The organism is Ensifer sp. (genome assembly GCF_031989085.1).
Classification (GTDB): domain Bacteria; phylum Pseudomonadota; class Alphaproteobacteria; order Rhizobiales; family Rhizobiaceae; genus Ensifer.
This window is the reverse complement of sequence record NZ_DALZXU010000001.1, coordinates 823,029-848,916: the sequence shown is the minus strand read 5'-3', so window position 1 is coordinate 848,916 and position 25,888 is coordinate 823,029. Positions and strand designations below refer to the sequence as shown.

Genomic DNA, 25,888 nt, shown 5'->3' with positions numbered 1-25,888 from the left:
CGCCCACGGTCAGGCTTCGATCTGGACGTCCCCGAGCGGCCGCGAGCAGCAGGCGAGGATGTAACCCTCATCGATTTCGTCGTCGAGAATGCCGCCATTGTGGTTCATCTCGACCTCTCCCGCGACCTTCATCACCCGGCACGTGCCGCAGATGCCGCCTTCACAGGCAGCCCCGATCCGCACACCATTGGCGCGCGCCGCCTGCAGGATCGTCTGGCCGGGCTTGGCCTCGATCTCCTTGCCGCTCATGGTGAACACCACCTTGGCGCCTTGGGCCTCGCCGTCTGATGCCGCTCCTGCCCTGACCGCGATCTCCTCGGCGGCCGGCGCTGCCGCCGGCTGGAAGCTTTCCTCATGGTAGCGGCTCATGTCGAAGCCAGCCGCCTTCAACAGCTCGCGCACGCCACGCATGAACGGCTCCGGACCGCAGCAGAACACCGTGCGCTCCATGAAGTCGGGCGCAAGCAGCGGCAGCTTGGCGCCGTCGATGCGGCCACGCAGCCCATGCCATCCATGCCGGGCCTCGTGCCCCTCGACCACGAAGCCAAGGTTCAGCCCGGACATCTGGCGGGCCAGCACTTCCAGTTCCGAGCGGAACAGAAGGTCGTCCGGCCGGCGGGCGCAGGAGATGAAGGTGACGTCGGTCTCGGGAATGCAGTCGGCCATCCAGCGCGTCATCGACATCATCGGCGTGACGCCGGAGCCCGCAGAGATGAACAGATACTTCTCGCCGGGATGGCGCACGAAGCTGAAGTCGCCGAGCGGTCCGAAAGCCTTCAGCCGCATGCCGGGTTTCAGGTGATCGAACATCCAGCGCGTGCCGATGCTGTCGGCCTGTGCCTTGACGGTGACGGCGATCGACAGCGGCCGCGAGGGCGTTGACGACAGCGTGTAGGTGCGCATCACCGGTTCGTCGTCCGCCACCGGCAGTTCGAGCGTGACGAACTGCCCGGGCAGATAACGAAACCATGAAGGCTTCTCGGCGCGGAACGTAAAGGTCATCACATCGGCGGTCTCGACGACCGCCGATGTGCATTCGAGCATGTTCTGCCGGTCGATCCAGACGTGCAGCTCGTCGAAGTGATGGAAGGAGGATGCCATCTGCATGTCAGGCGACCCTGAAGAGCGGCATGGCGTCGCCCTGCAGGCGCTGTTCCATGAAGTTGCAGTACCACTCGACGAACTGCATCACGCCGCCTTCATGATCGGGCGAATAGGGCCCCGGCTGATAGGCCGGCGAGCGAATGCCGAAGGCGTTTTCCTCGACGATCTGGCGATCCTGGTCGTTGGTCTCGGTCCAGACGTGGGTCAATTCTTCCAGATCGTAGTCGACGCCTTCGACCGCGTCCTTGTTGACGAGCCACTTGGTCGTCACCTGCGTCAATTCAGGCCCGAGCGGCAGGACGCGGAAGGTGATGGCATGGTCGGCGAGCACGTGGTTCCATGTCGACGGGTAGTGGAACAGGAGCAGCGTGCCGATATGCTTCTGGCTGACATCAGCCGACAGTTGCCGACGTACGGCGCGCGCGCCGGACATGGTGTAGCTCTCGGCGTCGTCGATCAACGGCATGCGCGCCGAGCGGAACTGGCCGCTCTCGGACATGCGGAACTCGCTTGGCAGCCCCGTCGCCTCGCATTTGGCCCAGTGGGCGGCGATGACAGGATCATCCTTGGCGCCCTGCACGCCCGTTGCCGACGGGGCCTCGGGATAGGTGCGGCAAAGCTCGGGATGGTTGGCGGCGCAATGGTAGCATTCGCGGTTGTTTTCCCAGACGAGCTTCCAGTTGCCCTTCTCGATGATCGTGCTTTCGAAGGCGACCTTTGTCTCGCCGAGACGATGCGGCGCCAGATAGGGCGCAACCATGTCGCGGAACGGGCCGAAATCCATCGGCTTTTCGGACAGGTTGATGAAGATGTAGCCGCCGACGGTTTCGCAATGGATCGGCTTCAGGCTATGCGCGGCCTTGTCGAAATCCTCGCCCATCTGACGGGCAAAGAGCAGCGTACCGTCGAGTTCGTAGGTCCACTGATGGTAGGGACAGACGAGCTTGGCCGAAGCCCCCTTGTGTTGCGAGCAGACCCGCGAGCCGCGATGCCGGCAGGAATTGTGCAGGGCGCGGATCGTGCCCTGCCGGTCGCGCACGATGACGACGGGGTAGTCGCCGACCTGGACGGTGAAATAGTTGCCGGCGCGCGGGATCTCGCAGTCGTGGCCGATGAACAGCCAGTCCTTGTACCAGATGTTTTCGAGATCCTGCCTGTAATAGTCGGGGTCGATGTAGAAGGCCCGGTCGAGGCTGTAGCCGTCGCGTCGACCCTTCAGCTTGCGGAGCATATCGCCCTTGATGTCCATGTCCTGTCCTCGTTCGCCTTGTTTCGCGGAGGCAGGACTGGAACCCGCGCAGGCGCATTGCCTGTGCGATGACGGCTCCGATCCGGCTGCCCGCCGCAACCCGTTACGGTCTGTTCGTGTCAAGGCTGGTTTCCGGGCTCAGGAGCTATCCGCAAGGACCAGCCCGGCGCCTTCCCGGACGGACCCGTCCAGTGGCTTTCTGCCGTGGCTTTCGCTCCACCACCGTTGCGGGGGCAGCGCCGGGTTTTGACCGGCTTCCCAATTCTCCGCCTTCCCTAAAAGGCGGCACCTTGAGTAGGCATATCTAATCGCGGAAGCCACCGTCGCAGCTGCCGGTTAACGACATCGGATTCCTGAAAGACGACACAGTGCATGCTGTGCCATAAACGCCTCGGCATCGACTATTTCCCCTTGCAAACAATCGGTTAGACGAAATTTTGGGCATCTGTCGCTTTTTCCGGCGATACCGGCGCGAAAGGGCGGTGTCTTCGCCGGTTTGCGACATGCCGTCCCCCACCGTGGTACCAGTTTCCCGGCCGCGGTCGAAATAGTCTCTTAACCATAATGCATTAGCGTCGCCTGACGGAGAAACCGGCAGAACCGGCAAACAGCGCATTGAAGTTCATGGCAAAGCTCAAATATTACGACGCCGCAGCCGAGAAGCTGCCCACGATCGCCGCGAAGACGGCGGTCCACACCGAATTCCTGCGCACCGGCCGTATCGAACGGCGACAGTGGTCGCAACGCGAGCGGCGTTATCTGAGCTATGACGAAGTTGCCAATCGCACCGGCCACAAGCTGACGACCGCCGGCGAAACGACGCACAAGCGGATGAACGGCTTCCATACCTCGATCCAGTTTCCCAAGATGATCTTCCACCGCACGCTCGCCGGGCGGCCGCATCTGGGCTACTGCCACGTGACGGCGGCGAGGACACATCTCGCCCAATCCAAGGACGTCACCTGGTCTTTCTACTTCGCCAATTTCTTCTGCGACCTCGGCGACGAAAAACACTTCTTCGAACGCATCCAGACCGGCTATTCGCGGATGTACTTCGCCGTCGCAATCGAACCCGACGCGCAGGAAGGACAGATGACGATCAACCGCAGCGTCAGCGACAACGGCCTCATCTTTCGCACCGATGATCCAAAGGTGGCGCTCAAGAACGTGCTGATGCTCGGTGCGCGCGACGAGGCGCTGCGGCGCATCATCCGCAGCCTCTGAGCGGCGGCGACGCCTCCATAAAGAAAATCATTCTGTTTTCGCCGGCGCTCCTTTAAGGAAGCCACGGAAAGGGAAGCGATATGGCCGAAATCATCGATACACGGACCGAGCCGGAACGGGCGATCGAGCGCGCCTGCGCGGTTCTTGCCGAAGGCGAGCCCGTCGCCATCCCCACCGAGACGGTCTATGGCCTTGCGGCCGACGCCACCAATCCCGATGCCATCGGCCGCATCTACGAAATGAAGGGGCGTCCGCGCTTCAACCCGCTGATATCGCATGTGTCCGACATGGCGATGGCCGAAGCGCATGTGACGTTCGATCCCCTGTCCCGACAACTGGCAGAGGCATTCTGGCCCGGCCCACTAACGTTGATCCTGCCGCAGCGCGCCGCAAGCTCGGTCCATGCGCTTGCCTCGGCCGGCCTCGACACGCTGGGCATCCGCATGCCCGACGGCTTTTCGCGCCGGGTGATCGAGCGCTTCGGCCGCCCGCTCGCCGCCCCGAGCGCCAATACATCGGGCAAGATCAGCCCGACGAGCGCTGCCCATGTGGAGGCCGATCTCGGCCCCAGACTGAAGCTCATTCTCGACGCTGGCGCGGCGCAGATCGGGCTCGAGTCGACGATCATCAAGGTCGAGGACGGCGCGCTTCGGCTCTTACGTCCCGGCGGTCTGGACGTATCCGATATCGAAAACCTGACAGGTCTTGCCGTCGCAAGGCCTGAGAGCGCCGGCGCGACGATCGAGGCTCCGGGCATGCTCGCCTCCCATTACGCGCCGGGTGCCGCTGTCCGGCTCGATGCCCGCGACGTGCGCCCGGGAGAAGCCCTGATCCGCCTCGGCGGATCGGCGCTGCCCGGCGAGGAACAGGCGGCGCTCGTGCTCGATCTCAGCCCGACGGCCAACCTGCGCGAGGCGGCCGCCAATCTGTTCGACTATATGAAGCGGGCGGATGCGAGCGGTGCTGCAACCATCGCCTTCGGCCCCATCCCGTCCGAAGGATTGGGAGAAGCGATCCTCGATCGGCTGCAGCGCGCCGCCGCTCCCAGAGACTGACCAGGATACCAGGCGCCTGCGGGCGCATTTGCGAAGGCAGGGCCATGACGACGACGCTCCCCTCTCCCGAACTGATCGCCTCCTTCATCGATATCGTCGGCAGCGCCAACGCGCTGACCAACCCGGCCGACCTTGTCCCCTACCTCGTGGAATCGCGCGGGCTCTACAAGGGCACGACACCGATGGTGCTGCGCCCCGGCACCGTCGAGGAGGTGTCACGCATCATGAAGCTTGCGAGCGCCACCCGCACGGCAATCGTGCCACAGGGCGGCAACACCGGACACGTGGCCGGACAGATCCCCCGCGAGGGCAAGGCCGACATCGTGCTGTCGCTGCAGCGGCTGAACCGGATCCGCGATATCGACCCGATCGGCAACGTCATCGTGGCCGACGCCGGCTGCATCCTTGCAGACATCCAGAAGGCGGCGGAAGAGCACGACCGGCTGTTTCCGTTGTCGCTGGGCTCTGAAGGCTCGGCCCGCATCGGCGGCAACCTGTCGACCAATGCCGGCGGCACCGCCGTGCTTGCCTATGGCAACATGCGCCAGCTCTGCCTCGGCCTCGAGGTCGTGCTGCCGACCGGCGAGATCTGGGATGGGCTGAGGCGGCTGAAGAAGGACAATACCGGCTACGACCTTCGCGACCTGTTCATCGGCGCCGAAGGCACGCTCGGCGTCATCACCGGTGCCGTTCTCAAGATGTTTCCAAGGCCGCTCGGCCACCAGGTCGCCTTTGCCGGCGTCGGCAGTGTCGAGCATGCGCTTGCCCTCTTCAACAAGGCGTCGAGCCTTTGTGGTGCGGCACTCACCGGCTTCGAACTGATGCCGCGCCTCGGCGTCGAGTTCACGACCCGGCATATCCCCGGCGTGCGCGACCCGATGGCAACAGTTCACCCCTGGTACGCGCTGATCGACATTTCCACGTCCGATTCCGCCGAAAGCGCCGAGCGCATGGTGCATGAACTGCTGGAACAGGGCATCGCCGCCGGGCTGGTCGAGAACGCGGTGATCGCGACCAGCGAAGAACAGCGCAAGGCGCTGTGGCACATGCGCGAAAGCATGTCACCGGCGCAGAAGCCCGAAGGCGGCTCGATCAAGCATGACGTGTCGGTTCCGGTGTCGAGCATCCCTGCCTTCATGAAGGAGGCCGACGCCGCCGTCATCAAGGCGATACCGGGCGCGCGGATCTGCTCGTTCGGCCATATGGGCGACGGCAACATTCACTACAACATCTCGCAACCGGTCGGCGCCGACAAACAGGCCTTTCTCGATCGCTGGCGAGAGATCAACGCCATCGTTCACGGTATCGTGGCCAGTTACAACGGCTCGATCTCGGCCGAACACGGCATCGGGCAGTTGAAGCGCGACGAGCTTGCCGAGGTGCGCCCTGAAATCGAGATAGAGCTGATGCGCCGCATCAAGCACGCCTTCGATCCCGCCGGGATCATGAACCCCGACAAGGTGCTGCGGGCGGACTGATAGCCGCTTTTATCGGCCGCCGGCGCGCAACTGCGCCAGCGAGAAGAGGGCGTCAGCGCTGATGCCGCCGCCACCGCCGCCCGTCAGGATGGCGAGACCCGGATTGACGTCGGTGTTGTTCTCGACGTCATACAAGGCCGTGAAGCGCTTCATCAGCTTCTCGAGTTCCGCCGGGTCCTGAAGATCCTTGATGTCCATCAGGCGCTCGATATAGGCGGCCTGCGTCTCGATCTTGGCGCTCTTCAACCCTTCGGGCATGCTGTAGGCGGTTCGGATGACCTGCATCAGCGCGTTGTCGGCGAGCAGGTCGTAGGGAGTGGTGATCTCCGGCGCCTTGCGCTTGAAATAGAGCGCCAGGCGGACACCGGCATTGTCCTCACCTTCGCTCTCCTCCAGCGTCTGGTTGAGATAGAGATCGAACGTCATGGTCAGACCGCGCCGCGTCTGGATCTGCCCGGCTTCGCCCGTAACGATCTTGCCGTCCTTGTCGAAGTTGAAACCGGAGACGATCTCGCGGTATTTCATGCCGTTCGGATCGGTGTTGATGAAACTCTTGCGATCGTTGAGGTCGGAGGTGAACATCTTCTTGAGGTAGTCGGTCGTCACGCTTTCCGGATCGATGCCGGCGCCGATCAGCACGATATCGACCAGCCGCTTGTCCTTGAGAAGATCGTCGAGCGTCTCGATCTTCTGGATCTGCGTCGTGTAGTATTTGCTTTCCTCTTCCGCCTTGGTCTTGGCGGCCTTCTTTTCGTCTTCCGTGCCGAAGCGCGACTTTTCGACGATGTAGGCCTTGGCCGTGTTGACGATGTCGGCCTCGTTCTGCGCCAGCTTGGGGGAACCGAGCGTGCCGTCCGGATTGAAATTGAAAGCCTTCACCAGCTTGACGTAGCGTTCGTCGCGCAGGGAATTGGCATAGCTTGCCGGATTGTTGAGGTCACTGATCAGCACCTCCTTCAGCTTGCGCGGCGTCAGGCCTTCCTTTTCCAGACCGAAGGCACTCAGCACAAAGGAGCGCAGCTCGCTGTTGCCGACGAGATCGTCGACCGAGCTCATCGTCTTGATCTGCAGCTTGTAGCGGCTGATCTTGCCCTCGTCCGCTTCGTCGTCGGCGTCGTTGTAGTGGACCATGTAGCCGCTGGTGGTCGTATTGGTCTGTTCGGTCGTCTGGGCCTTGGTGCCGGCAGCCAGCGTCCCGTCCGGCTGAAAATTGAAGGCGGCATGCAGGGCCTTGTAGGCCTTGTTGTATTCACCGCCAAACTTGTTGACGTAGCTGTTCGGGTCGTTGATGTCGCTGGTGAGGATGTTTTCGATCGTCGCGTTCACCGCCGTGATGGGCAAGCCGAACGCCGTTCTGACGTAGTTCACCATGCGCGAGTCGGCGAGGAGTTCGGTTACGGTCGTAATCGAACCGATCTTCTGCTCGAAGTAATCCCGGTTGAGGACCGCTCCCGAAGGGGTCAGGCGCGGACTGCTGAAGATGTATGCCTCGTTCAGCATCTTCTTCTTTTCGTCGGTAATCGCCTTGCCGCCCGCCGCCACGCTGCCATCCGCCTCGAAGTTGAAGGCGCCGTTCAGCTGCCGATAACGGTCGAGCATGGCGATCTGCCGGTCCAGCATGCTGAATTCCGTCGACAGCTGATTGATCATCGCATTCGATTCGCTACCGACCGGCGGCAGCTTGGTGTTGAGGTCGGCGATGGTGGCGTTGTTGGCGTCGATCTTCGCCTGGATCGCGGGCTTGTCGGCAGCCGGTGCCTCCGCAAGTTCCGCGGTCAGCTTGTTGTTGTCGTTCATCGCGATTGCGCGCGTGTCGAAATCGGTCAACGTCTTGCTGACTTCGGCGCGTCGGGTCTGCGCCGCGGTATGGGAATTGGTCAGGTCCGAAGGCTCGGCCGTCAGCGCGTAGCGGACCTGATCGTAGGAATAGTTGCGCGCATCGATGCCGAAGATGCCGAACGCGTATGAACGCAGGCGTTCGTTGCCAAGCAGCTGGTCGACGTCGGTGACCTGATCCATCGCCGCATTGAAATAGGCGTTGTCTCCTTTGAGCACAGTGTCGAGATTGGCGACCCGCTCGTTGTAGAGGCCGATCAGCGCATCCTGCTGGGCCGTCGTCTGCGCGGCCGCCGACGATGTGCTGAAGTTGAACGCCTGGGCGAACTTCTGATAGCGGTCATCCGTCAGGCGGTTGGCAAAGCTGTTGCTGTCCTTCAGGTCGCTTTCCAGCACCTGACGCATGAAGGCCTTGGCGTAGATCATGTCCTCGAGGCCATGGGCCTTCATCGCATAGGAATACAGCCGATAATCGCCGAGGAACTCGTCGACCGTTTTCACATTGCCGATGTTTTCCTTGTAGTATTCGGCCTCTCGCGCGACCAGCGGCCTTTGGGCGACCCGATCGAGGCTGGCCCTCAGGTCGCTCGTAATCCGGCTGTAGTTGAGATAGGTCGAAACCATGGCTGCTGCCCCGTCGCTTAACCGAGGGACAGGTCGCACCAATCCCCAAAACAGAATTCTGACACGGCATGATTGCACGACAGGCTTGTGTGTGGCTTTTCGCCGCCCGCGCCGCGCCATTGCCGAAAATGCGAGCGCCGGCGTTGACGAAACGGAAACCTTGGCCGGTCGGCTTTTGCTAACCATCGAAAAACGCAAAGTTTTCTTAACCGCGATTTTTAAGTTGGCCGGAAGGAGGGCCGCCTATTCTCCAGCCCACAGAGGACGAAAAGTCCCGACGAGAAGACCGGAAACCGGCTCTCAAGGTAAAACAAGGGCGATTGAAATGCGCAATACACTCTCTCAACCCGCATGGGTCGAAAACACGCTCCGGCTCGACCCGAAGCGTTTTCCTCAGCAGGCTAGCTACGTCCTGCGCGGCCACACAGGCAATGTAACGATCAGCTTGGACGAGCGTGGCGCGGTTCTGCGCAAGGTGCTACCATCAAGCGGCCTGCCGCTTTCGATCGCATTGCCGGCGCGGGCATTCAAAGGGGTCGCGGCACGCGCGATCGACCACGGCGACGGAGACGTTACAGTGACGCTTGAACTTCATCATGACGATCCGGACCTTTGCGTACCGCTGCTCGTCGCCCACGATCTTTCCGATATCGCCGCCGATTGGCGCGCCTGGGCCGAAGCCTATCGCATTCCGATGCTGATGGTCGAAGCCGATGGCGTCGCCCGCGCACTCGAAGAGCATCTGGGCGACGTGCGCACCGCGCCGATCAAGCCGCGACGCCGTCACTCCTTCTTCGCCGACCGCCGGCCGCGTTTCCTGGTGCGTCGCTCCACCGGCCGACTTGGCGTCGCCATGAAGATCGACGGACGCGAAATCATCGCCCGAAGCTAGGCCTGTCCGAATACCTCCAGTGCAAAAGCCGGTCGTTCCCTGCGACCGGTTTTTTGTTTTCGGCGCATCGCCGATTGGCAGCCATCAGAAATCGGAATGTTCCTTCGGAAACAGCCGCTTCGCCTTCTTCATGCCATATCCGGCTCCTAGCCAGGGTCACGAAAGAAGGAGATACCTGATGCGCAAGTCGCTCGCCGCCACCATCAAGGCCATCGCTGGCATTTTCCGTGCGCGGACCGCTGCCAAGACGCGCAAGGCCGTGGCCGAAGTCAGCTGGGCCTGAACATCCCGCACGCTCGACCTTTCGACGGAAACCAGGACCACCCTCGTCCATCCGCCTGAACTGCCGATCCTCCGTCAACACGGAGGATTTTTCACATCAGGCGGACAAAAAGCGCCGCGACCAGCCCCGCAAAGACGATGAGCCCGACGACGCCGTTGAACTTGAACAATACAAGGCATTGGGCCGGATCGTGAATGTTCAGAACCAGGATCTGATAGGTGAGCAGCACGGCGGCGACCAGCAGACCCGCATAGGCAAAGAGCCCCGCGCCGGCTGCGAGAAACGCAAGCAGCATCAGGACGACCGCCAGCCCGTAGAGCCCGATCAGCCATGGACGGGGATTGTCGCCGAAGCGGCGCGCCGTCGAGCGGACGCCGATCAGTTCATCGTCCTCCCGGTCCTGATAGGCGTAGATCGTGTCGTAGCCGATCGTCCAGGCGATGGCGGCGCCATAGAGCAGGACCGGCGCCAGCGAAAGTGCAGCGAACTCGGCCGACCAGCCCATGATCGCCCCCCAGGAAAAAGCAAGGCCAAGGAAGAACTGCGGCCAGTCGGTGAAGCGCTTGGCAAAGGGATAGATCGCGACGAGCCCCAGCGACAGGATGCCGAGCAGAATGGTGAAGGCATTGAACTGCAGCAGGATCAACAGCCCGGCGAGCGCCTGCAACACCATGAAGGCCTTTGCCTGAAAGCGTGAAACGCGACCGGATGGCAGGGGTCGCGAGCGTGTCCGCGCCACTTCCATGTCGATGTCGTGGTCGATGATGTCGTTGAACGTACAGCCGGCCCCGCGCATGGCGATGGCGCCGGCGATGAAGAGGAAGCTGTGGAAGACGAACCGCCCGGCCGAGAACTCTCCCGCCGCGGCCGCGGTGCCGGAGGCTAGCGCGACCGACCACAGGCATGGCCACATCAGCAGCTGCCAGCCGATCGGACGATCCCAGCGGGCAAGTTGCGCGTAGGGCCAGAGCGCGCGCGGCAGCACGCGATAGACCCAGTTGTTCGACGGCGCGTCGTGGACGCGCCCGGAATCGGCGGAAGACGTGTTCATGCCCCTGTTTGACGCTCCACGTCGGGACGGTCAAGCGGCTCGATGCCGCACCGTCCCGACGGCGGACGCATCATTCAGTGAAGCGTGAAGTCGAAACGGTAGGTGGCAGAAACGCCGACGAGGAACTGGTTGCGGCTGCCGCGTTCGCGCACGAGGCTGGAATCGGCGGCAGACCCCATCAGCCTGCGGTATTCGGCATAGGCTCCGGTCTCGAGTTTTTCCGTCGCCTGCCAGTTGATCGCAGCCCCGACGCCGGCGGAGTGAATGCCGCCATGCGGGCTATAGGGGCTGAGGCCGGAGGCGGCCGATTCCGCATCGTTGACACCGTAATAGGCGCCGAAATAGTCGCTGGTGGCGGCCGTCATCCGCGGACCGGCGGAAACGCGCACGTTGCTGCTGACGTCTGTAAAGGCATCGGCGGTCACGTCGGCGACGACGCCGTGATGGCTGCGGATACCCTGGCGGACTTCCGCGCGCACGCGCAGCCAGTCGGCCGGGTAGACTTCGGCGAAGCCACCCAGCTCCCCACCGAACTTGACCGGGGCAAGCCCGTTCAGATCGCTGGAAGTGCCGGAATCCCGTTCGAAGATGAGCTTGCCGACGACGCCGGCACGAAAGCCGCCCTGGTCGAGCAGCGCATAGGACATGTTGTCGTTGCGCGAGGAGAAGCGAACGGTGCTTCCGGCCTTGCCGAGCGAGACGAGAGGCGCCGCCTGGAACATGCGCTTGGACGCACCTTCGTATTTCGGGCCGAGAAAGCCGGTGGCGCCGACCTTCAGATACCAGTCGCCGGACCAGAAGTACGGGCCGTCAGCGGCCGCGGCACTGCCTGCGGACAACAAAAGAGTTCCAGAAAGGAGGAGAAGAGAACGGATACGCAAGGAACAACTCCGGAAAAATCATTCGCCGGGGCGAAGTTTGAACCGTGCCCCGGCGCCGGACATTGGCGCAATTTCAAGGACACGAGGGCGACTTATTGCCCTTTGATCCTACGATTCCGTTAACCAGGTCAATTCAGCTCCCGTTTGCCATGCAGCCGATACGTCACCGATCCTGGTACATTTTCAGATAGTGGCTCGGGGCGCTGCCGAGCATGCGCCGAAACATCGTGGTGAAGGCCGCAACGTTCTCATAGCCGGCATCGAGCGCGACGTTGGTGATCGGCTCGCCGTCGGCAAGGCGCGGAAGCGATGCAAAGATACAGGCCTGCTGGCGCCAGGTGACGAAGCTGACGCCCGTCTCGTTGCGGAACAGCCGCGTGAACGTGCGCCGGCTGAGCCCGAGGCGGCTCGCCCACTGGTCGATGCTGGCCGACGCCGAGGGTGCCTCCAGAAACTGCCGGCAGAGCAGCGCCAGTTTCTGCTCGCGCGGGAAAGGCAGGCCGAGCGGGCGCTCATGCAGAAGCCCGATCTCCTCGAGGAGCAGGTCCATGATCAGTTGTTCGCGACGCTCCGACATCGTTTCGCTGTCGACGCTGACCAATGCGTCGACGAGGCTGCCGGCAAGCGGTGTGATCTCCATGACCATCGGCCGCTCGGCGCGCAACAGGGACGGCGCGAAATAGATCGAGTGCATGCGCACGTCGCTGATCATTTCTGTGGAATGCTCGACGCCGGCCGGGATGAGAAGCGCGTGGCCGGGCGGCACGAGCCAGCGCCCGTGGGCGGTGCGCACGAGGACGACGCCCTGGCGCGCCCACCACAACTGCGTGCGGGTGTGACTGTGCAACGGAACGGTCAGACCCGCGCGATAGTCGCGGCCAAGCGCGAGCACTGCGGAGTTCCCGGTCTCGATCCAGTCCAGGTTCCTGAAGTGGTCGGCGTCGGGCAATTCAGGCAAGGTGACGCGATAGATCGGCATTGGCCCACTCTCGAAAGAAGTCGACCACATCACAAAAGCAGGCCACGAGCAAGATCAGTAGAGATATCCCACGCCGCACACAACCATCGAGACGGCAGGGACAAATCCATGGCAACGGTTACATCGAGCGGGGGCATCACCCCTGAAAAGACGGCATTCTCCGTCATCCTGGCAGTCAGCTTCTGCCACATGCTGAACGACATCATGCAGTCGTTGCTGACCGCACTCTATCCCCTGCTCAAGGCGAATTATTCGCTCGATTTCGTGCAGATCGGGCTTTTGACATTCACGTTCCAGCTGACGGCCTCGATGCTGCAGCCGGCCGTCGGCATCATCACCGATCGCTGGGCGCTGCCCTATTCGCTGCCGGTTGCGATGCTGTCGACCTGCTCGGGCCTGATCCTGCTCGCCAACGCCCATGACTTCACGATGCTGCTTCTGGCGGCCAGCCTGATTGGTGTCGGCTCGGCGATCTTCCACCCGGAGTCCTCGCGCATCGCCCGTCTCGCTTCGGGAGGGCGGCATGGCCTGGCGCAGTCGCTGTTTCAGGTCGGAGGCAACGCCGGTAGCGCCATGGGGCCGCTGCTTGCCGCCTTCATCGTCATCCCCTTCGGTCAGGGCAGCCTCAGCTGGTTCTCGATCGTGGCGATCATCGGCTTCTTCGTGCTCTCCTGGGTCAGCACATGGTATGTGCGCCACCGCCGCTCGTCGATGATGAAGCCGGCTCCGAGCCGAGCGCTGCCGCTGCCGAAGAACCGCGTGGTCTGGGCTGTCGCCGTGCTGGTGCTTCTGACCGCCACCAAGAACGTCTACATGGCGAGCATCTCCAGCTACTTCACCTTCTTCGTCATCGAGAAGTTCAGCGTTTCCGTACAGGAGGCGCAGCTGATGCTGTTCCTGTTCCTGGGCGCTGCCGCCGCCGGCACGTTCCTCGGCGGGCCGATCGGCGACCGCTACGGTGCGCGCTTCGTCATCTGGTTCTCGATCCTCGGCGTCATTCCCTTTGCGCTGATGCTGCCTTATGCGAACCTCTTCTGGACCGGCGTGCTGTCGATCATCATCGGCTTCATCTTCTCCTCGGCATTTTCGGCGATCGTCGTTTTCGCGCAGGAACTGGTGCCGGGCCGCGTCGGACTGATCGCCGGTGTCTTCTTCGGCTTCGCCTTCGGGTTCGGCGGCATGGGGGCAGCGCTCCTCGGCATCTTCGCCGACCGGCAGGGCATCGAGTTCGTCTACACCGTCTGCTCCTATCTGCCGCTGCTCGGCATTCTGACGATCCTGCTGCCGAAGATGCCGGCGCGGCACTAGCCAGCACTCCGCACTGGACCATCGAACGGGCGCCGTCATGCGGCGCCCGTTGTGTTTCCCGCAATAGCCTGCGTGAGGCCATGCTAATTCCCGCAGCCCTGCGTAATCATTCATCAATTTTTGCGCGCTACGGTCGCTGGATGGGGAATGGGCAGGGGTAGACAATGCGAGGGCGAGCGGCGATTCCTGCCTTTTTGACGACGTTGCTGATGGCGACGGCGGGGCAAGCCGAGACGCTGAACCTGCTGATCTGGGAATCCTATATCGACCAGGCGATCCTCGATCGCTGGACGGCGATCACCGGCGTCGGAATCCATCAGGTCTACTACGACAGCGGCGATACCCGCGACGAGGTTCTGGCCGATCCGAACAGCATCGTCGACCTGGTGGTCACAGGCGAAAACGGCGCAGCAATCTTCGGGCGCAAGGGCGTGCTGGAAGCGGTCGACGAAAACAACGTCGCCTCGCTCAGGGACTATGACGAGAGCTGGCGCAAGCGCTGCTCCAACCATGGCCTCCCCTATCTCTGGGGCACGATGGGCATTCTCTATCGGTCGGACAAGTTGCCCGACGCGCCGACATCCTGGCGCGACCTGATGCAGCCCGCACCGGCGCTCACCAAGCACATTGCCATGTATGACGACCACAACGAGGCTTTCGTCGCCCCGTTGATGCTGCTCGGCGAATCGATCAACACCAACGAGCAGGAAACGCTGAAGACCGCCTTCAACATGATGAAGCAGCAGGCACCGGCAGTCCTGACTTATGAGTATGTCATCAGCTCGATCCAGAACCAGGCGATCGGCAAGAACATCTATCTGGCGCTTGGCTACAGCGGCGACCAGCATGTCCTGAACGAGAAAGCCGGCACGCCCGGGACCTGGCGCTACGTGGTGCCGAAGGAAGGCACGCTCTCCTGGCTCGATTGCATGTCGGTTGTCGCCAAATCGCCGAACAAGGCCCGCGCGCTGGCCTTCCTCGACTATATCGGCTCGCCCGGAAGTGCTGCCGCCAATGCGATCGCGCTCAACATGCCGACGGCCAGCAAGGCCGCCTTCACGCAATTGCCCGATGCGATGCGTGCGGACGAGACGATCTATCCGTCGCCGGACATTCTGGCCAAGAGCCAGTACCAGCAGGAACTGTCAACGACGTCGGTGCTCCTGCGCCGGCGCATCATCAGCACATTGGCGAATTTCCAGTGACCCTCGGCAAGCGCGCACTCATCCTGATCTTCCCCGTGGTGCTGGCCGGCTATCTGCTGGCGGCGATCTCGGTCCATGTCACCCAGAGCCGCTCCATCCGAGCACTCGAACACGCCAAACTGTCTCAGCGCCTGGAACACGCAGCCGCCGTGTTCCAGAATGAAATCGGCCGCAGCAAGGGCTTCCTCAATGCGCTTCTGAACAGCAACTCGCTGCGCCAGTACATCTCGGAAACCGACAAGAACTATCGCGCCAACGCGCTCGGCGTGCGACTGCAGGAAAGCGTCAAGTCGCTTTCCGACGATCCGATGGGCTACGTGTCGCTGGCGATCCTGACATCGGACCTGCAATCGGAATACTACTTCGAAAACAGCTGGGATCCCTTCGCCGAGATCGACGAGGCGCAGCTCAACCTGGCGCGACGACTGGTGCGCGAGGACAAGCTCGCCGACTGGACCTACATATATGACGCCGGACACAAGGCGCGGATCGTCTATTCCTACTTCCTCGATCCCGTGACCTTCACCCGGCCGCTGCCGAGCAAGAAGTCGAGCGCGCTCCTGGTTCAGGTGGCGATCCAGCCGGATCGTTTCCTCGACATGCAGCAGACGCTCAAGCAGGAATACGGTGCGGACGTCGTGCTTCAACCGTGGCCGCTGGCGGTCACCGACGACCTCTCGGCAAGCGTGCATCTCGGACCTTCGCTCTATGCGACGCTGACGGTTTCGGACAATCATTTCGACCTGCTGATGGCACAGCAGAAAATGCTGCTGGCGCTTGGCGCCGTGGCGATGAGCCTGTTTTCGATCTGGCTGATCATCGTTCTCATCCGGCGTTTCATCACCGACCCGATCGCCACGCTCGATGCCAACGTCATGGCCGTCATGGTCGGCGCCCATGACGAAATCCGCAACATGGACGAGAAGGGTGAGATCGGCCGGTTGACAGAAAACATCAGGGAGCTGCACCGTCAATCGGAGCAGTCGCTGAAGCTCGTGCAGCGCAGTTCCTGGACCGACACGCTGACAGGCATCAGCAATCGCGGCCATTTCAATGCCGTGGCCGCCGGCATCGTGCGCGAGGCCATCGTCTCGGACGAAAAATGCAGCCTGCTGTTCATCGACATCGACAACTTCAAGTTCGTCAACGACAAACACGGCCATGAGATCGGCGACGAGCTCCTGAAAACCCTGGCGATGCGGATCGCCGCGAATGTCGAGGCGATCACCGCGCGGCGCGGCCAGAAACCCGCGATCCTCGCGCGGCTCTCGGGCGACGAATTCGCAGTGCTGGTCCGCTCGCGACCGGGAGACGGAACGGTACGGGAAGTGTCCGCCGCAATCCTCGCGCTGTTCGAGGACGGCTTCGACGTTGCCGGGAAGAGCTATCCGGTTACCGCCAGCATCGGCGCGGCGATCTGCCCCGATGATGCGACCAACCTCGCCGAACTGATCTCGAACGCCGACGCGGCGATGTACCAGGCAAAGACCAGCGGCAAGAACCGCTCTTCCCGGTTCTCGCGCGCCTTGCACGACAAACGCACCCGCCTGCGCCAGATCCAGGACGAGCTGCGCTCGCTCGATCCGGACGAGCAGTTCCACCTGGTCTACATGCCGATCGTCGATCCGGATGGCCGGGTGATGGGCTGCGAAGCACTGCTTCGCTGGTATTCGCCGGTGCTCGGGAACGTGACGCCCGACGAATTCGTGCCCATCGCCGAAAGCTCCGGCCTGTTCACCAAGATCGACTGGTGGGTGATCAACCAGGCGATGTCCGATTGCCACCAGCTGAAAGCTCTGTTCGGGCCCGACACGATCCTCGCCATCAACATTTCTTCGGCCGAACTGCATTCGAAGGCGATCGCGGACTATTTCTCCGATTGCCTGCACCGCCACGGGCTGCAGCCGCAGTCGATCGAGATCGAGCTGACAGAAACCTTCGCGGTCAAGTTCAGCGATCAGCTTCGCCGCAACATCGACGACCTGCGCAGCAAGGGCTTCCGCCTGTCGATCGACGATTTCGGCGCGGGCTACACCTCGGTGCAGCAGATTATCGAATACACCGCCGACACGATCAAGCTCGACCGGGCACTCGTCTCGAACCTGACGGCCTCGCAATCGCTACCGGTCCTGAAGGCCCTGATCGCGTTGTGCCACGCCAAGGACGTCGCCGTAGTCGGAGAAGGCGTCGATACACCCGAGAAGCTCTCGATGCTGACGGCTGCGGGCTGCGATCTCTTTCAGGGCTATCTCATCAGCAAGCCGCTGCCTCTCGAGGACCTCGGCATCTGGGCGCTGACGCGCACTGCCCGCTACGGCAATGCGCCCGACGATCGCCGGAGCCAGCAGGCAATCGCCTAGCTGCGCCTGACGCCTGCCGTCATGCGGGTTTCCCATGGACGCTGCGCCGGATAACGGGAATCGTGCCTGCGCGCCCCCTGCCCTCTTGACCTGAAAGCCGCCTCGCCTTAACCGCAACGCAACAATTTCGGCATGTCGGGGGCAGGCAATGAAGGTTCTTCTGATCGGATCGGGCGGACGCGAACATGCGCTCGCATGGAAAATCGCACAGTCCCCCAGATTAACCAGGCTCTATGCCGCGCCGGGCAATCCAGGCATTGCCGAGGAAGCGACACTCGTTGCGCTCGATACCGACAATCATTCTGATGTTGTGGCCTTCTGTCTGAAGGAAGCAATCGACTTCGTCGTCGTCGGGCCGGAAGGTCCGCTGGTGGCGGGTCTGGCGGACGTGTTGCGCGCTGCCGGCATCGCCGTTTTCGGCCCGTCGGCTGCGGCGGCACAGCTTGAAGGCTCGAAGGGCTTCACCAAGGATCTTTGCGCCAGATACGCGATCCCGACCGGCGCCTATGGCCGCTTTACCGACGCGGAAACCGCTAAGGCCTATGTGCGCGCTGAGGGCGCGCCGATCGTCATCAAGGCGGACGGCCTTGCCGCCGGCAAGGGCGTAACCGTCGCCATGGAACTGGACGAGGCCCTTGCCGCGATCGACGATTGTTTCGACGGCGCCTTCGGCGCTGCCGGCGCGGAAGTGGTGGTGGAAGCCTATCTCGACGGCGAGGAGGCGAGCTTCTTCTGCCTCAGCGACGGCAAGACCGCGCTGGCGCTCGCCTCGGCGCAGGATCACAAGCGGGTCGGCGACGGCGACACCGGCCCGAACACCGGCGGCATGGGCGCCTATTCGCCAGCCCCCGTCATGACGCCCGAAATGACCGAACGCACGATGAAGGAAATCATCGAGCCGACCATGCGCGGCATGGCAGAGAGCGGCCATGCCTTTTCCGGCGTGTTCTTCGCCGGGCTGATGATCACGGCGAAGGGGCCGGAGCTGATCGAATACAATGTGCGTTTCGGCGATCCGGAATGCCAGGTGCTGATGATGCGGATGAAAAGCGACCTGCTGCCGCTGCTCCATGCGGCTGCTACCGGTACGCTTGCGGGCATGTACGCCGAATGGCGCGACGAGACCGCGCTGACCGTCGTGATGGCGTCGAAGGGATATCCGGGCGCCTACGACAAGAACACGCCCATCGCGGCGCTTCCGGATGCTTCGGCCGGAACCAAGGTGTTTCATGCCGGCACAGCGATGAAGGACGGCGGCCTGGTCGCGACCGGCGGGCGGGTGCTGAACGTGACCGCGATCGGAGAAAGCGCCAGCGCGGCCAAGGCGCTAGCCTATGCGGCGGTCGACGGCGTTTCCTGGGACAACGGTTTCTATCGTCACGACATCGGCTGGCGCGCGGTCGCCCGCGAAAAGGCCTGATCGGCGACATCAAATACGCCGGATCATTCAATTTTTACCAATTCTCCTGACGGGAAGGTAAGAGAGAACGCATATTCTCACCGAGAACAATCTCGGGAGAAGTCCGATGCGCATGCTGCTGATCACCACCGCCGTTGCACTTGCTGCAGGCAGCGCCTGGGCATCGTCGATCGAGGACGTCGTTTCCGGACAGGCTGTCAATTCCAGCGTCGCGACCGTTTCCTGCCCGCAGTGCCCGCCGTTGCAGATCAAGAAGAAGGTCACCTATGTGGTGCCGGAAATCGAGAAAGGCAGCGAGAAGGTCGAGCTCAAGGAAATCAACGGCGAGATGCGGCTTGTGCGCACCGAAGCATGGCTCGGCGGCTCGCCGGTCGTTTTCGTCAGCAAGCCGGCGGAGAGCGCGGTCAAGACCGATGCGGCTGCAACCGATCACGCTGATATGGCGACCGCCGCGGCTCTCGGCGATCTGGCCGACCAGAGTGCGCATGCCGTCGTTCCACCGGCAATCGACGAGACTGCCAAAACTGCGGCAGTGGCGACCATCACTGAAGGCAAACCGGCGATCGCCGCCTCGGCAGTAGTGGCCGGCTCACGGCAATTTGATCCGGCAAGCCTCGAACTTCGGCTAAACTGAAGGTCGAAACTTAAACGTTCCCTGCCCCCTCAGCCGCTCCAGCATTTGAAGGCTGACGGGCAAATTCGCTGCTAAGGCGAGAGAATGCGCCCCTGAGAGAAGCAGGGGCGCATTCTTTTTTGTCCTGGCCTTTCAGTCGGTCTCGTGCGGTCCGTCGACACGCTCGATCAAGGCTTCGATCTCCCTGTCGGAATAGACTTCGATGCCGTTTCGCGCCAGCAGCGCGGCCGTAACCCCCTGCCCCTTATGGCGCGCGCCGGAAAACGTGCCGTCATAGACAAAACCCGACCCGCAGGACGGGCTGCCGTCGATCAGCAGAGCGAAGCGACAGCCGGTTTCGCGCGCAAGCGCCAGTGCATTTTCCGCAGCCTCGAGGAACTCTCTGGTGACATCGCGGCCGGTGTTTTCGACGACAATTGCCGCACCGTCGAGCACGTCAGGACCAGACAGTCCCGATGCGATCTCGGCCGGCGGGCGCGGCACCGGCATGCCGGCCGACATTTCCGGACAGATGGTGACCAGCCGCCCTTCCTGGCGCCAGCGATCGATCGCCGGATGGAGAAGCGGCTTCGACTGGCCGTCGTAGCGCACGGCGTGGCCCATGAGGCAGGCGCTGACGAGGATCTTCGTCGTCATGCGCCCCTCCCGTTCATCCCGCGATCTTGGAGAAATCGGCAACCGTGCCGGTTGCCGAGCGAACAAGCCCGAGCAGCGCCAGGCGGTTTGCCCGGATCGAGACGTCGTCGTCGTTGACGAGCACGTCGTTGAAGAACTGGTCGACCGGCTCGCGCAGCTTCGACAGGGCCTGCATGGCCGAGCGGAAGTCTTCCTTGGCGATCGCGTCGCGGGCCTCGCCGGAGCCGAGCTCGACTGCGGCGTGCAGCGCCTTTTCGGCATCGAGGCGGAAAAGACCAGCGTCGACCGCATCGGCCACTGCCGTACCCTTTTTCTCCTCGGCGGCGAGGATCTGCGTCGCACGCTTGGTGCCGGCGAGCAGGTTCTTGCCCTCCTCGTCGGTGATGAAGGCAGTCAGGGCCTCGACGCGGCGGGCAATCATCAGGAGATCGTCTGCGTCCGGCGTCAGAACCGCGTCGATCAGATCGTGACGGGCGCCGAGATCACGCAGATAGACCTTGAGACGATCGTGGAAGAAGGAAAGCAGATCCGCCGAAACATCACCGGTCAGCGCCGGCTTCTGCGCCCTGATTGCAGTCAGCGCGATCTCGAAGAACGGCACGAGCGGCAGGCGCGCCTTGCCTTCGAGGATCAGGCGGATGACGCCGAGGGCGGCGCGACGCAGGGCGTAAGGGTCCTTCGAGCCGGTCGGCTTTTCGTCGATCGCCCAGAAGCCGACGAGCGTGTCGAGTTTGTCGGCCAACGCCACGGTGACGGCAACGGCATCGGTCGGCGCGCGGTCAGACGGGCCGTTCGGCTTCCAGTGATCTTCGATCGCTGCGGCGACAGAGGCGTCTTCGCCCTGGAGCAGCGCGTACTTGCGGCCCATGATGCCCTGGAGTTCGGGGAACTCGCCGACGGCTTCGGTGCGCAGGTCGGCCTTTGCCAACACCACGGCACGGTCGACCAGCTTGCCGTCGGCGCCGGTCACCTTGGCAAGTTCGGCGGCGAGTGCGCGGATGCGCGCGACACGCTCGCCCTGGGTGCCGAGCTTGGCATGGAAGGTGACGTTGAGCGCGTCGAGCTTGGCCATGCGCTGGTCTAGCGGCTTTGAAAGATCGAGGCCGAACTTTTCAGCCGAGGGCTTCAAGGTCTCGAGGTCAGGCAGGCTGCCCTGGTCGCGGTGCCAGAAGTGGGTGGCGTCCGACAGGCGGGCGCGAACGACCTTGCCGTTGCCGTGCACGATCTCCTTGCCGCCGTCCTTCGCCTCGATGTTGGAGACGAGGATGAATTTGTTGGAGAGCGTCTCGGCGCCCGGCGCGCGGGTGACGAAACACTTCTGGTTCGTCTTGATCGTCAGGCGGATGATTTCCGACGGGATTTCGAGATAGCTCTCTTCAAAGCTCCCCATCAGGACCTGCGGCCATTCGACGAGGCCGGAGACCTCCTCGAGCAGGCCTTCGTCCTCGACCAGTTCGAGACCATTGGCAAAAGCGACATTGTGCGCGTCGGCGAGTATCATCTGCTTGCGGCGCTCGCCGTCGAGCACGACCTTCGCCCGCTCCAGCTTCTCGGCATAGTCGGCAAAGCGGCGCACGGTGATTGCATCGGGCGCATGGAAGCGGTGGCCATAGGTGACGTTGGAGGCGACGATGCCGTCGACCTCGAACGGGATCACATGGGTTTCATCGGTTTCGGAACCGAAGGTGCAGACGATCGACTGCAGCGGCCGGACCCAGCGCAGCGACCCCGGCTTGGCGGAGGCGGCACCCGAGCGCATCGGCTTCGGCCAGGGGAAGTTACGGATGATCTCCGGCATCGCCTCGGCGACGATCTCTTCGGCGGGGCGGCCCGGCTTGACGATGTGGGCGACGTAGAAATCCCCCTTCTTCGGATCGCTATGGACATGCGCCTCGCTGATCGAGGACAGGCCGGCGCCACGCAGGAAGCCTTCGATCGCCTTTTCGTTGGCGTCGGTGCGCGGACCCTTGCGGTCTTCGCGCACATCGGCGGAACGGGCGTTGAGGCCACGGATGTCGAGCGTCAACCGGCGCGGCGTCCAGTATTCGCGCGCACCCTCATAGGTCAAACCCGCTTCGACGAGTGCGTCGGTCAAGAGCTTCTTGAGGTCACCGGCCGCCTTGCGCTGCAGGCGGGCAGGAATTTCCTCGGAGCGGAGTTCGATAAGAAGATCGGGCATGGGAGATGACTTTTTCTGTTCCGGACGGTTGCCGCCGACTTAGCAAGCTCTGGCGAAAATGTCACCAAGTGCGGCAATGAATTTGACCCCGCGGCCGCGAGGCTTTCGGCGAGATCACCAGCCGCCGCCACCGCCGCCGCCGCCGCCACCACCGGAAAAGCCGCCACCGGTCGAAAAGCCCGACGATGAAGATTTCGGCGGGGGTGGCAGAGAGGAGGTCATGGTGTCGGCCATGGAACCGGCAAAGCCGCCAATGCGATCCCCGAATGAGGTCGAGCCGAAACCATCGCCATGATACCAGGCCGGCTGGTAGGCGCTTGCTGCCGCGGCGCCGGCGGCCGCCGCCAGCAGCCAGCGATCGAAGGTTTGCGTCCACGGCTTTTCCACGCCGAGCGCAACGGCATAGGGCAGCAGCGTCTCGAAATGCCGGGGCGACATTTCCGGCGCCCCTTGCATGTTCATCCGGTCCTTCTCGGCAAGGGTCATGTATTGCCTGAGGCCGTCGATGCCATCCATCAGCCGGCTGCCGAGCGGCGTCGGCGCGCCCATCAGAAAGAAGAACAACACGTTGAGCAGCACGATGCCGCCGATCGCAAACAGCAGCGGCAGTTCGTCGGCCTCCGTGGCACTATAAAAGACCACTGCGAGAATGCTCGAGAAGATGGTGAAGGCGACAAAGCCGATGAAGGCAAGCACCACGATCGACATGATGCGGCTCATCAGGCTCTTTTCGCGGCGCAGCGACTTGCCGACGGAGACGGCAAGGATCGACACGAAAAACGCGATGAAGACCGGGACGATCACCAGCGGGATGCTGTCCTCGCTGAGATCGCCGAACAGGAATACGGCTGCGATCGCCAGAACCGAAAGCAGCACGCCAGCGACGATATAACCGGTGTTTTCCAGGTAATACTTGCCGCGATGCTCGCGCTCCATGGCATTGCGGAAGTCGGCGCCGATTGCCTGCACTTTCGTGCCGTTGGCCCTGTCGATCTTCAGCTTTCCGCCGGCGGCATCGACTGCCTTCATCAGGCTCGCCTCGCCGGTCGGCAGCTTTTCGCCGCGTCCCTTGCCGGTCGTAGCGATGACGATCGCGCTCTTCAGATCCTCGAGAACGACATGTCCCTTGACCGCCAGGCTGAGCGCAGAGGCCGACAGGGCCGTCCAGCCTTCGCCGGAAAATCCCCGGTTGTCGATGTAGTTGACGAGTGCCGGGGAAATGCCCTCCGGCGCATCCCAGCGCGCCACCATGACGCCGCGGGCCGGGTCTTTCCCGACCTTCAGCCAGGCGCGGCCATAATAGAGCGCGACGACGACCAGGCCCGCTCCGGCTATCAACAGCGCCATGTGATCGCGCATCCACCAGGCGTTTTCCTGGCTTGCGGATGGTTGTTCGATGCTGCCCTTCGGCATCTTCACCGCGATCGTCAACCCCTCCCTCGGCTCCAACCGCCGGGTGGTCGCAAAGAAGATCTCGCTGCCTTCCTCCGATACCCGCGCATCCTTGCCTGTGGCGCCATAGCCGCCGGTAAAGATGTCGAGCGCCTGCGGTCGCACGCCTTCCGGCAGGTTGACAGTGGCGCTCGCCTCATCGATCGGAAAGGCCCATTCGGTGCCGGTCACGTTCCAGTAGAGTTCGTCGTGGTCGTCGAAGAAGCGGATCTGCCGGCTCGTCTCATAGGTAAACTGGAACGTATGCTGGCCGTGCGGCAGAAGAACCTCGGCAGATCCCGTATAGATGCGGATGCCGCCCGAGATCGATTCCGTGCGGTAGGGCTCCTCCTCGCCGTCGCGCTCGACCGAAAGCAGCTTGAAATCGACCTTGCTGCGCCGTCCCTTCGCGTCGGTGAAGGTCAGCGGCAGATCACGGAAGATCCCCCGCCTTATCTGGTTGCCCTCGGCGTTGGCCGTGATCGTTTCGGTGACCGTCAGCGTGCCGTCCTTGGCGACGTCGATCACCGAATGATAGGACGAGAATACCTCGTCCGCCCGCCCGGCGCCCGCCGTCGCCAGCAGGAAAAACAACATGCCAACCAGGGCGACGAAACGGGCCATACGATCTCAGACCTTTCGATCGATCTTCAGGAACGATTTCATGGTTTTGTGCTTTTCCCGACCAGGCTTGAGGCGCGATATCAAGGACGGTCACCGGTGTAGGCGACGCCGAGCGAGGCCAGCGCGTCCCAATAGGCCGGGTAGGTCTTGGCAACGCAACCGGGGTCCTCGATGGCAATGCCGTGGATCTTCAGCCCGGCAAGGGCGAAGCTCATGGCGATGCGATGGTCGGCAAACGTGTCGATGGAGGCCGGCAATGTCTGCCCGGCAAGGCCGGGATCGGAAGAGACGATCAGATCGTCGCCTTCCTCATGCGCCAGCCCCGGGCGGATGGCGGTCAGGCCCAGCGACAGGGCGCGGACGCGGTCGCATTCCTTCACGCGCAGGTTGGCAAGACCGACGAAACGCACCGGCGTCTCGTTGAACGCGGCCAGAACCGCGATCGTCGGGATCGCGTCCTGCATCTGCGACCCGTCGATGACGGCTGGAAGATGCGGGAACTGGGCGATGACGTCGTGGGCGCGTGCATCGGGCTGCGAAAATACCGACGCCGGCACGCCGAGGTCGATGGCGCCGCCGGTCAAGACTTCAGCGGCCCAGAGATAGGTCGCAGCCGACGCATCCGGCTCGATGGCAAAATCGGCGGCGCTATAGCCGGTCGGCGCGACCTCCCACACGGAGGGGCTCAATTGCTCGACCTTGGCTCCGAAAGCGCGCATCGCGGCGACCGTCAGGTCGATATAGCCGCGCGCGCCGATCTCGTCGCCGGCAAGCTCGATACGGACCGGGCCCTTGGCACCGGGGGCAGCCATCAGCAACGCCGAGACATACTGGCTGGAAAGGCCGGCATCGATCTCGATGCGACCCGCCGGAAAGCCACCCTTGCCGTTGACGGTGACGGGCGGGCAGCCGGTTTCCGACGTCGCTTCGACGCCGAGCGTGCGCAGCGCATCGACCAGCGGCTTGATCGGTCGCTTGCGCATGTGCTGGTCGCCGTCAACGACCACAGGGCCATCGACGAGAGCGGCCGCGGCCGTCAGGAAGCGCGTGGCGGTTCCGGCGTTTCCGAGAAAAAGGGGTGCCGAAGGCGAGGCAAGCCGACCGGTGCCGGTGACGACGAAGGTGGTATCATCGGGTTCGTTGACCTCGACGCCCATCGCCCTGAGCGCGTCGGCCATATAGCGTGTGTCGTCGCTTTTCAGCGCGCCGGTCAGCCGGCTCGTGCCCTTGGCAAGCCCTGCAAGAAGTAGCGCCCTGTTGGTGATCGACTTCGAGCCCGGTGGGCGCACATTGCCGCGCAGCGGATGGTCGGTCGGCAGGATGGTCAGCTTCTTCACGGGTTCACTCATGCTCGGGTCTCTTGATGCGATTGGCCGGGCTTTCGGGCTCGGCAGGCGTGTCTCTTATCATCTAGTGGCAGTATCGGGTAACGCCC

General features: G+C 63.0%; 19 protein-coding genes and 1 riboswitch. Of the genes, 9 read left to right on the top strand and 10 right to left on the bottom strand.

The features are described from left to right. Positions 1-9: 9 nt before the first annotated feature. Complete coding sequence (locus tag RTP54_RS04060; RefSeq protein WP_112816768.1) at positions 10-1,107, bottom strand: hybrid-cluster NAD(P)-dependent oxidoreductase; 1,098 nt, start codon at positions 1,105-1,107, stop codon at positions 10-12. A gap of 1 nt (position 1,108) precedes the next feature. Continuing rightward, positions 1,109-2,353 carry an aromatic ring-hydroxylating dioxygenase subunit alpha gene (locus RTP54_RS04055; protein ID WP_312361194.1) on the bottom strand — a complete coding sequence of 415 codons (1,245 nt, stop codon included), beginning with the start codon at positions 2,351-2,353 and terminating at the stop codon, positions 1,109-1,111. A 105-nt stretch (positions 2,354-2,458) separates the two neighbouring features. Beyond that, positions 2,459-2,661: riboswitch (cobalamin riboswitch) on the bottom strand. 316 nt (positions 2,662-2,977) lie between these two features. Here RTP54_RS04055 and RTP54_RS04050 point away from each other — a divergent pair. The 3 genes from RTP54_RS04050 (at position 2,978) to RTP54_RS04040 (ending at position 6,110) form a co-directional block, all read left to right on the top strand. Further along, the gene (locus RTP54_RS04050) at positions 2,978-3,577 is read left to right on the top strand and encodes a DUF6656 family protein (RefSeq protein WP_112809422.1); all 600 of its coding nucleotides are present in this window, start codon (positions 2,978-2,980) and stop codon (positions 3,575-3,577) included. An 80-nt stretch (positions 3,578-3,657) separates the two neighbouring features. After that, the gene (locus RTP54_RS04045) at positions 3,658-4,632 is read left to right on the top strand and encodes an L-threonylcarbamoyladenylate synthase (RefSeq protein WP_312361191.1); all 975 of its coding nucleotides are present in this window, start codon (positions 3,658-3,660) and stop codon (positions 4,630-4,632) included. Between the two features lie 44 nt (positions 4,633-4,676). Further along, positions 4,677-6,110, top strand: coding sequence for an FAD-binding oxidoreductase (locus RTP54_RS04040; RefSeq protein ID WP_312361189.1), 1,434 nt, complete (start codon positions 4,677-4,679; stop codon positions 6,108-6,110). 9 nt (positions 6,111-6,119) lie between these two features. Here the strand turns inward: RTP54_RS04040 and RTP54_RS04035 are convergent, their stop codons facing one another. After that, complete coding sequence (locus RTP54_RS04035; RefSeq protein ID WP_312361188.1) at positions 6,120-8,570, bottom strand: DUF1217 domain-containing protein; 2,451 nt, start codon at positions 8,568-8,570, stop codon at positions 6,120-6,122. Positions 8,571-8,895: 325 nt separating this feature from the next. Between RTP54_RS04035 and RTP54_RS04030 the strand changes: the two genes are divergently transcribed. After that, the gene (locus RTP54_RS04030) at positions 8,896-9,462 is read left to right on the top strand and encodes a DUF6101 family protein (RefSeq protein WP_112808618.1); all 567 of its coding nucleotides are present in this window, start codon (positions 8,896-8,898) and stop codon (positions 9,460-9,462) included. A 374-nt stretch (positions 9,463-9,836) separates the two neighbouring features. Here the strand turns inward: RTP54_RS04030 and ubiA are convergent, their stop codons facing one another. The 3 genes from ubiA to RTP54_RS04015 form a co-directional block, all read right to left on the bottom strand. Continuing rightward, on the bottom strand, positions 9,837-10,796 hold the full coding sequence (gene ubiA, locus RTP54_RS04025) for a 4-hydroxybenzoate octaprenyltransferase (protein WP_312361187.1): 960 nt from the start codon (positions 10,794-10,796) through the stop codon (positions 9,837-9,839). A 74-nt stretch (positions 10,797-10,870) separates the two neighbouring features. Next, positions 10,871-11,677 (bottom strand): MipA/OmpV family protein, encoded by an 807-nt coding sequence (locus RTP54_RS04020; protein ID WP_112816772.1) that lies wholly within the window; start codon positions 11,675-11,677, stop codon positions 10,871-10,873. Positions 11,678-11,840: 163 nt separating this feature from the next. Continuing rightward, complete coding sequence (locus tag RTP54_RS04015; protein ID WP_112808624.1) at positions 11,841-12,656, bottom strand: AraC family transcriptional regulator; 816 nt, start codon at positions 12,654-12,656, stop codon at positions 11,841-11,843. Positions 12,657-12,764: 108 nt separating this feature from the next. Here RTP54_RS04015 and RTP54_RS04010 point away from each other — a divergent pair, with 108 nt between their 5' ends. The 5 genes from RTP54_RS04010 to RTP54_RS03990 all read left to right on the top strand — a co-directional run bounded on the left by RTP54_RS04010 (position 12,765) and on the right by RTP54_RS03990 (position 19,583). Beyond that, positions 12,765-13,964, top strand: a complete 1,200-nt coding sequence (locus tag RTP54_RS04010; RefSeq protein ID WP_112808626.1) for an MFS transporter — start codon at positions 12,765-12,767, stop codon at positions 13,962-13,964. A gap of 164 nt (positions 13,965-14,128) precedes the next feature. Continuing rightward, positions 14,129-15,169: a spermidine/putrescine ABC transporter substrate-binding protein gene (locus RTP54_RS04005; RefSeq protein ID WP_112816773.1), complete on the top strand. Its 1,041-nt coding sequence runs from the start codon at positions 14,129-14,131 to the stop codon at positions 15,167-15,169. After that, entirely contained in the window at positions 15,166-17,529 is a 2,364-nt protein-coding gene (locus RTP54_RS04000) for a putative bifunctional diguanylate cyclase/phosphodiesterase (protein WP_112808631.1), read from the top strand. Before RTP54_RS04005 ends, RTP54_RS04000 begins: the two co-directional genes overlap by 4 nt. Before the next feature lie 148 nt (positions 17,530-17,677). Next, the gene (gene purD / locus RTP54_RS03995; RefSeq protein WP_312361184.1) at positions 17,678-18,949 is read left to right on the top strand and encodes a phosphoribosylamine--glycine ligase; all 1,272 of its coding nucleotides are present in this window, start codon (positions 17,678-17,680) and stop codon (positions 18,947-18,949) included. A gap of 106 nt (positions 18,950-19,055) precedes the next feature. Then, positions 19,056-19,583 (top strand): plant virulence effector HPE1-like domain-containing protein, encoded by a 528-nt coding sequence (locus tag RTP54_RS03990; protein ID WP_312361182.1) that lies wholly within the window; start codon positions 19,056-19,058, stop codon positions 19,581-19,583. A gap of 132 nt (positions 19,584-19,715) precedes the next feature. On the opposite strand, the gene RTP54_RS03985 is transcribed toward RTP54_RS03990, so the two are convergent. From RTP54_RS03985 to RTP54_RS03970, 4 genes are all read right to left on the bottom strand, one after another. Next, positions 19,716-20,219, bottom strand: a complete 504-nt coding sequence (locus RTP54_RS03985; protein ID WP_312361180.1) for a DUF523 domain-containing protein — start codon at positions 20,217-20,219, stop codon at positions 19,716-19,718. Positions 20,220-20,232: 13 nt separating this feature from the next. Then, the gene (glyS, locus tag RTP54_RS03980) at positions 20,233-22,398 is read right to left on the bottom strand and encodes a glycine--tRNA ligase subunit beta (RefSeq protein WP_312361178.1); all 2,166 of its coding nucleotides are present in this window, start codon (positions 22,396-22,398) and stop codon (positions 20,233-20,235) included. 114 nt (positions 22,399-22,512) lie between these two features. Next, a complete protein-coding gene (locus tag RTP54_RS03975) occupies positions 22,513-24,426 on the bottom strand; it encodes a DUF2207 domain-containing protein (protein ID WP_409517113.1) in 1,914 nt (637 codons plus the stop codon). Positions 24,427-24,533: 107 nt separating this feature from the next. After that, positions 24,534-25,802, bottom strand: coding sequence for a 3-phosphoshikimate 1-carboxyvinyltransferase (locus tag RTP54_RS03970; protein WP_112808643.1), 1,269 nt, complete (start codon positions 25,800-25,802; stop codon positions 24,534-24,536). Positions 25,803-25,888: the final 86 nt, after the last annotated feature.

Coding starts and splice junctions, on each gene's coding strand:
- RTP54_RS04005 (WP_112816773.1), top strand. CDS start 14,129: ATGCGAGGGCGAGCGGCGATTCCTGCCTTTTTGACGACGTTGCTGATG.
- RTP54_RS04035 (WP_312361188.1), bottom strand. CDS start 8,570: ATGGTTTCGACCTATCTCAACTACAGCCGGATTACGAGCGACCTGAGG.
- purD (WP_312361184.1), top strand. CDS start 17,678: ATGAAGGTTCTTCTGATCGGATCGGGCGGACGCGAACATGCGCTCGCA.
- RTP54_RS03975 (WP_409517113.1), bottom strand. CDS start 24,426: ATGTTGTTTTTCCTGCTGGCGACGGCGGGCGCCGGGCGGGCGGACGAG.
- RTP54_RS04040 (WP_312361189.1), top strand. CDS start 4,677: ATGACGACGACGCTCCCCTCTCCCGAACTGATCGCCTCCTTCATCGAT.
- RTP54_RS03990 (WP_312361182.1), top strand. CDS start 19,056: ATGCGCATGCTGCTGATCACCACCGCCGTTGCACTTGCTGCAGGCAGC.
- RTP54_RS04010 (WP_112808626.1), top strand. CDS start 12,765: ATGGCAACGGTTACATCGAGCGGGGGCATCACCCCTGAAAAGACGGCA.
- RTP54_RS04060 (WP_112816768.1), bottom strand. CDS start 1,107: ATGCAGATGGCATCCTCCTTCCATCACTTCGACGAGCTGCACGTCTGG.
- RTP54_RS04055 (WP_312361194.1), bottom strand. CDS start 2,353: ATGGACATCAAGGGCGATATGCTCCGCAAGCTGAAGGGTCGACGCGAC.
- RTP54_RS03985 (WP_312361180.1), bottom strand. CDS start 20,219: ATGACGACGAAGATCCTCGTCAGCGCCTGCCTCATGGGCCACGCCGTG.
- RTP54_RS04015 (WP_112808624.1), bottom strand. CDS start 12,656: ATGCCGATCTATCGCGTCACCTTGCCTGAATTGCCCGACGCCGACCAC.
- RTP54_RS03970 (WP_112808643.1), bottom strand. CDS start 25,802: ATGAGTGAACCCGTGAAGAAGCTGACCATCCTGCCGACCGACCATCCG.
- glyS (WP_312361178.1), bottom strand. CDS start 22,398: ATGCCCGATCTTCTTATCGAACTCCGCTCCGAGGAAATTCCTGCCCGC.
- RTP54_RS04030 (WP_112808618.1), top strand. CDS start 8,896: ATGCGCAATACACTCTCTCAACCCGCATGGGTCGAAAACACGCTCCGG.
- RTP54_RS04050 (WP_112809422.1), top strand. CDS start 2,978: ATGGCAAAGCTCAAATATTACGACGCCGCAGCCGAGAAGCTGCCCACG.
- RTP54_RS04045 (WP_312361191.1), top strand. CDS start 3,658: ATGGCCGAAATCATCGATACACGGACCGAGCCGGAACGGGCGATCGAG.
- ubiA (WP_312361187.1), bottom strand. CDS start 10,796: ATGAACACGTCTTCCGCCGATTCCGGGCGCGTCCACGACGCGCCGTCG.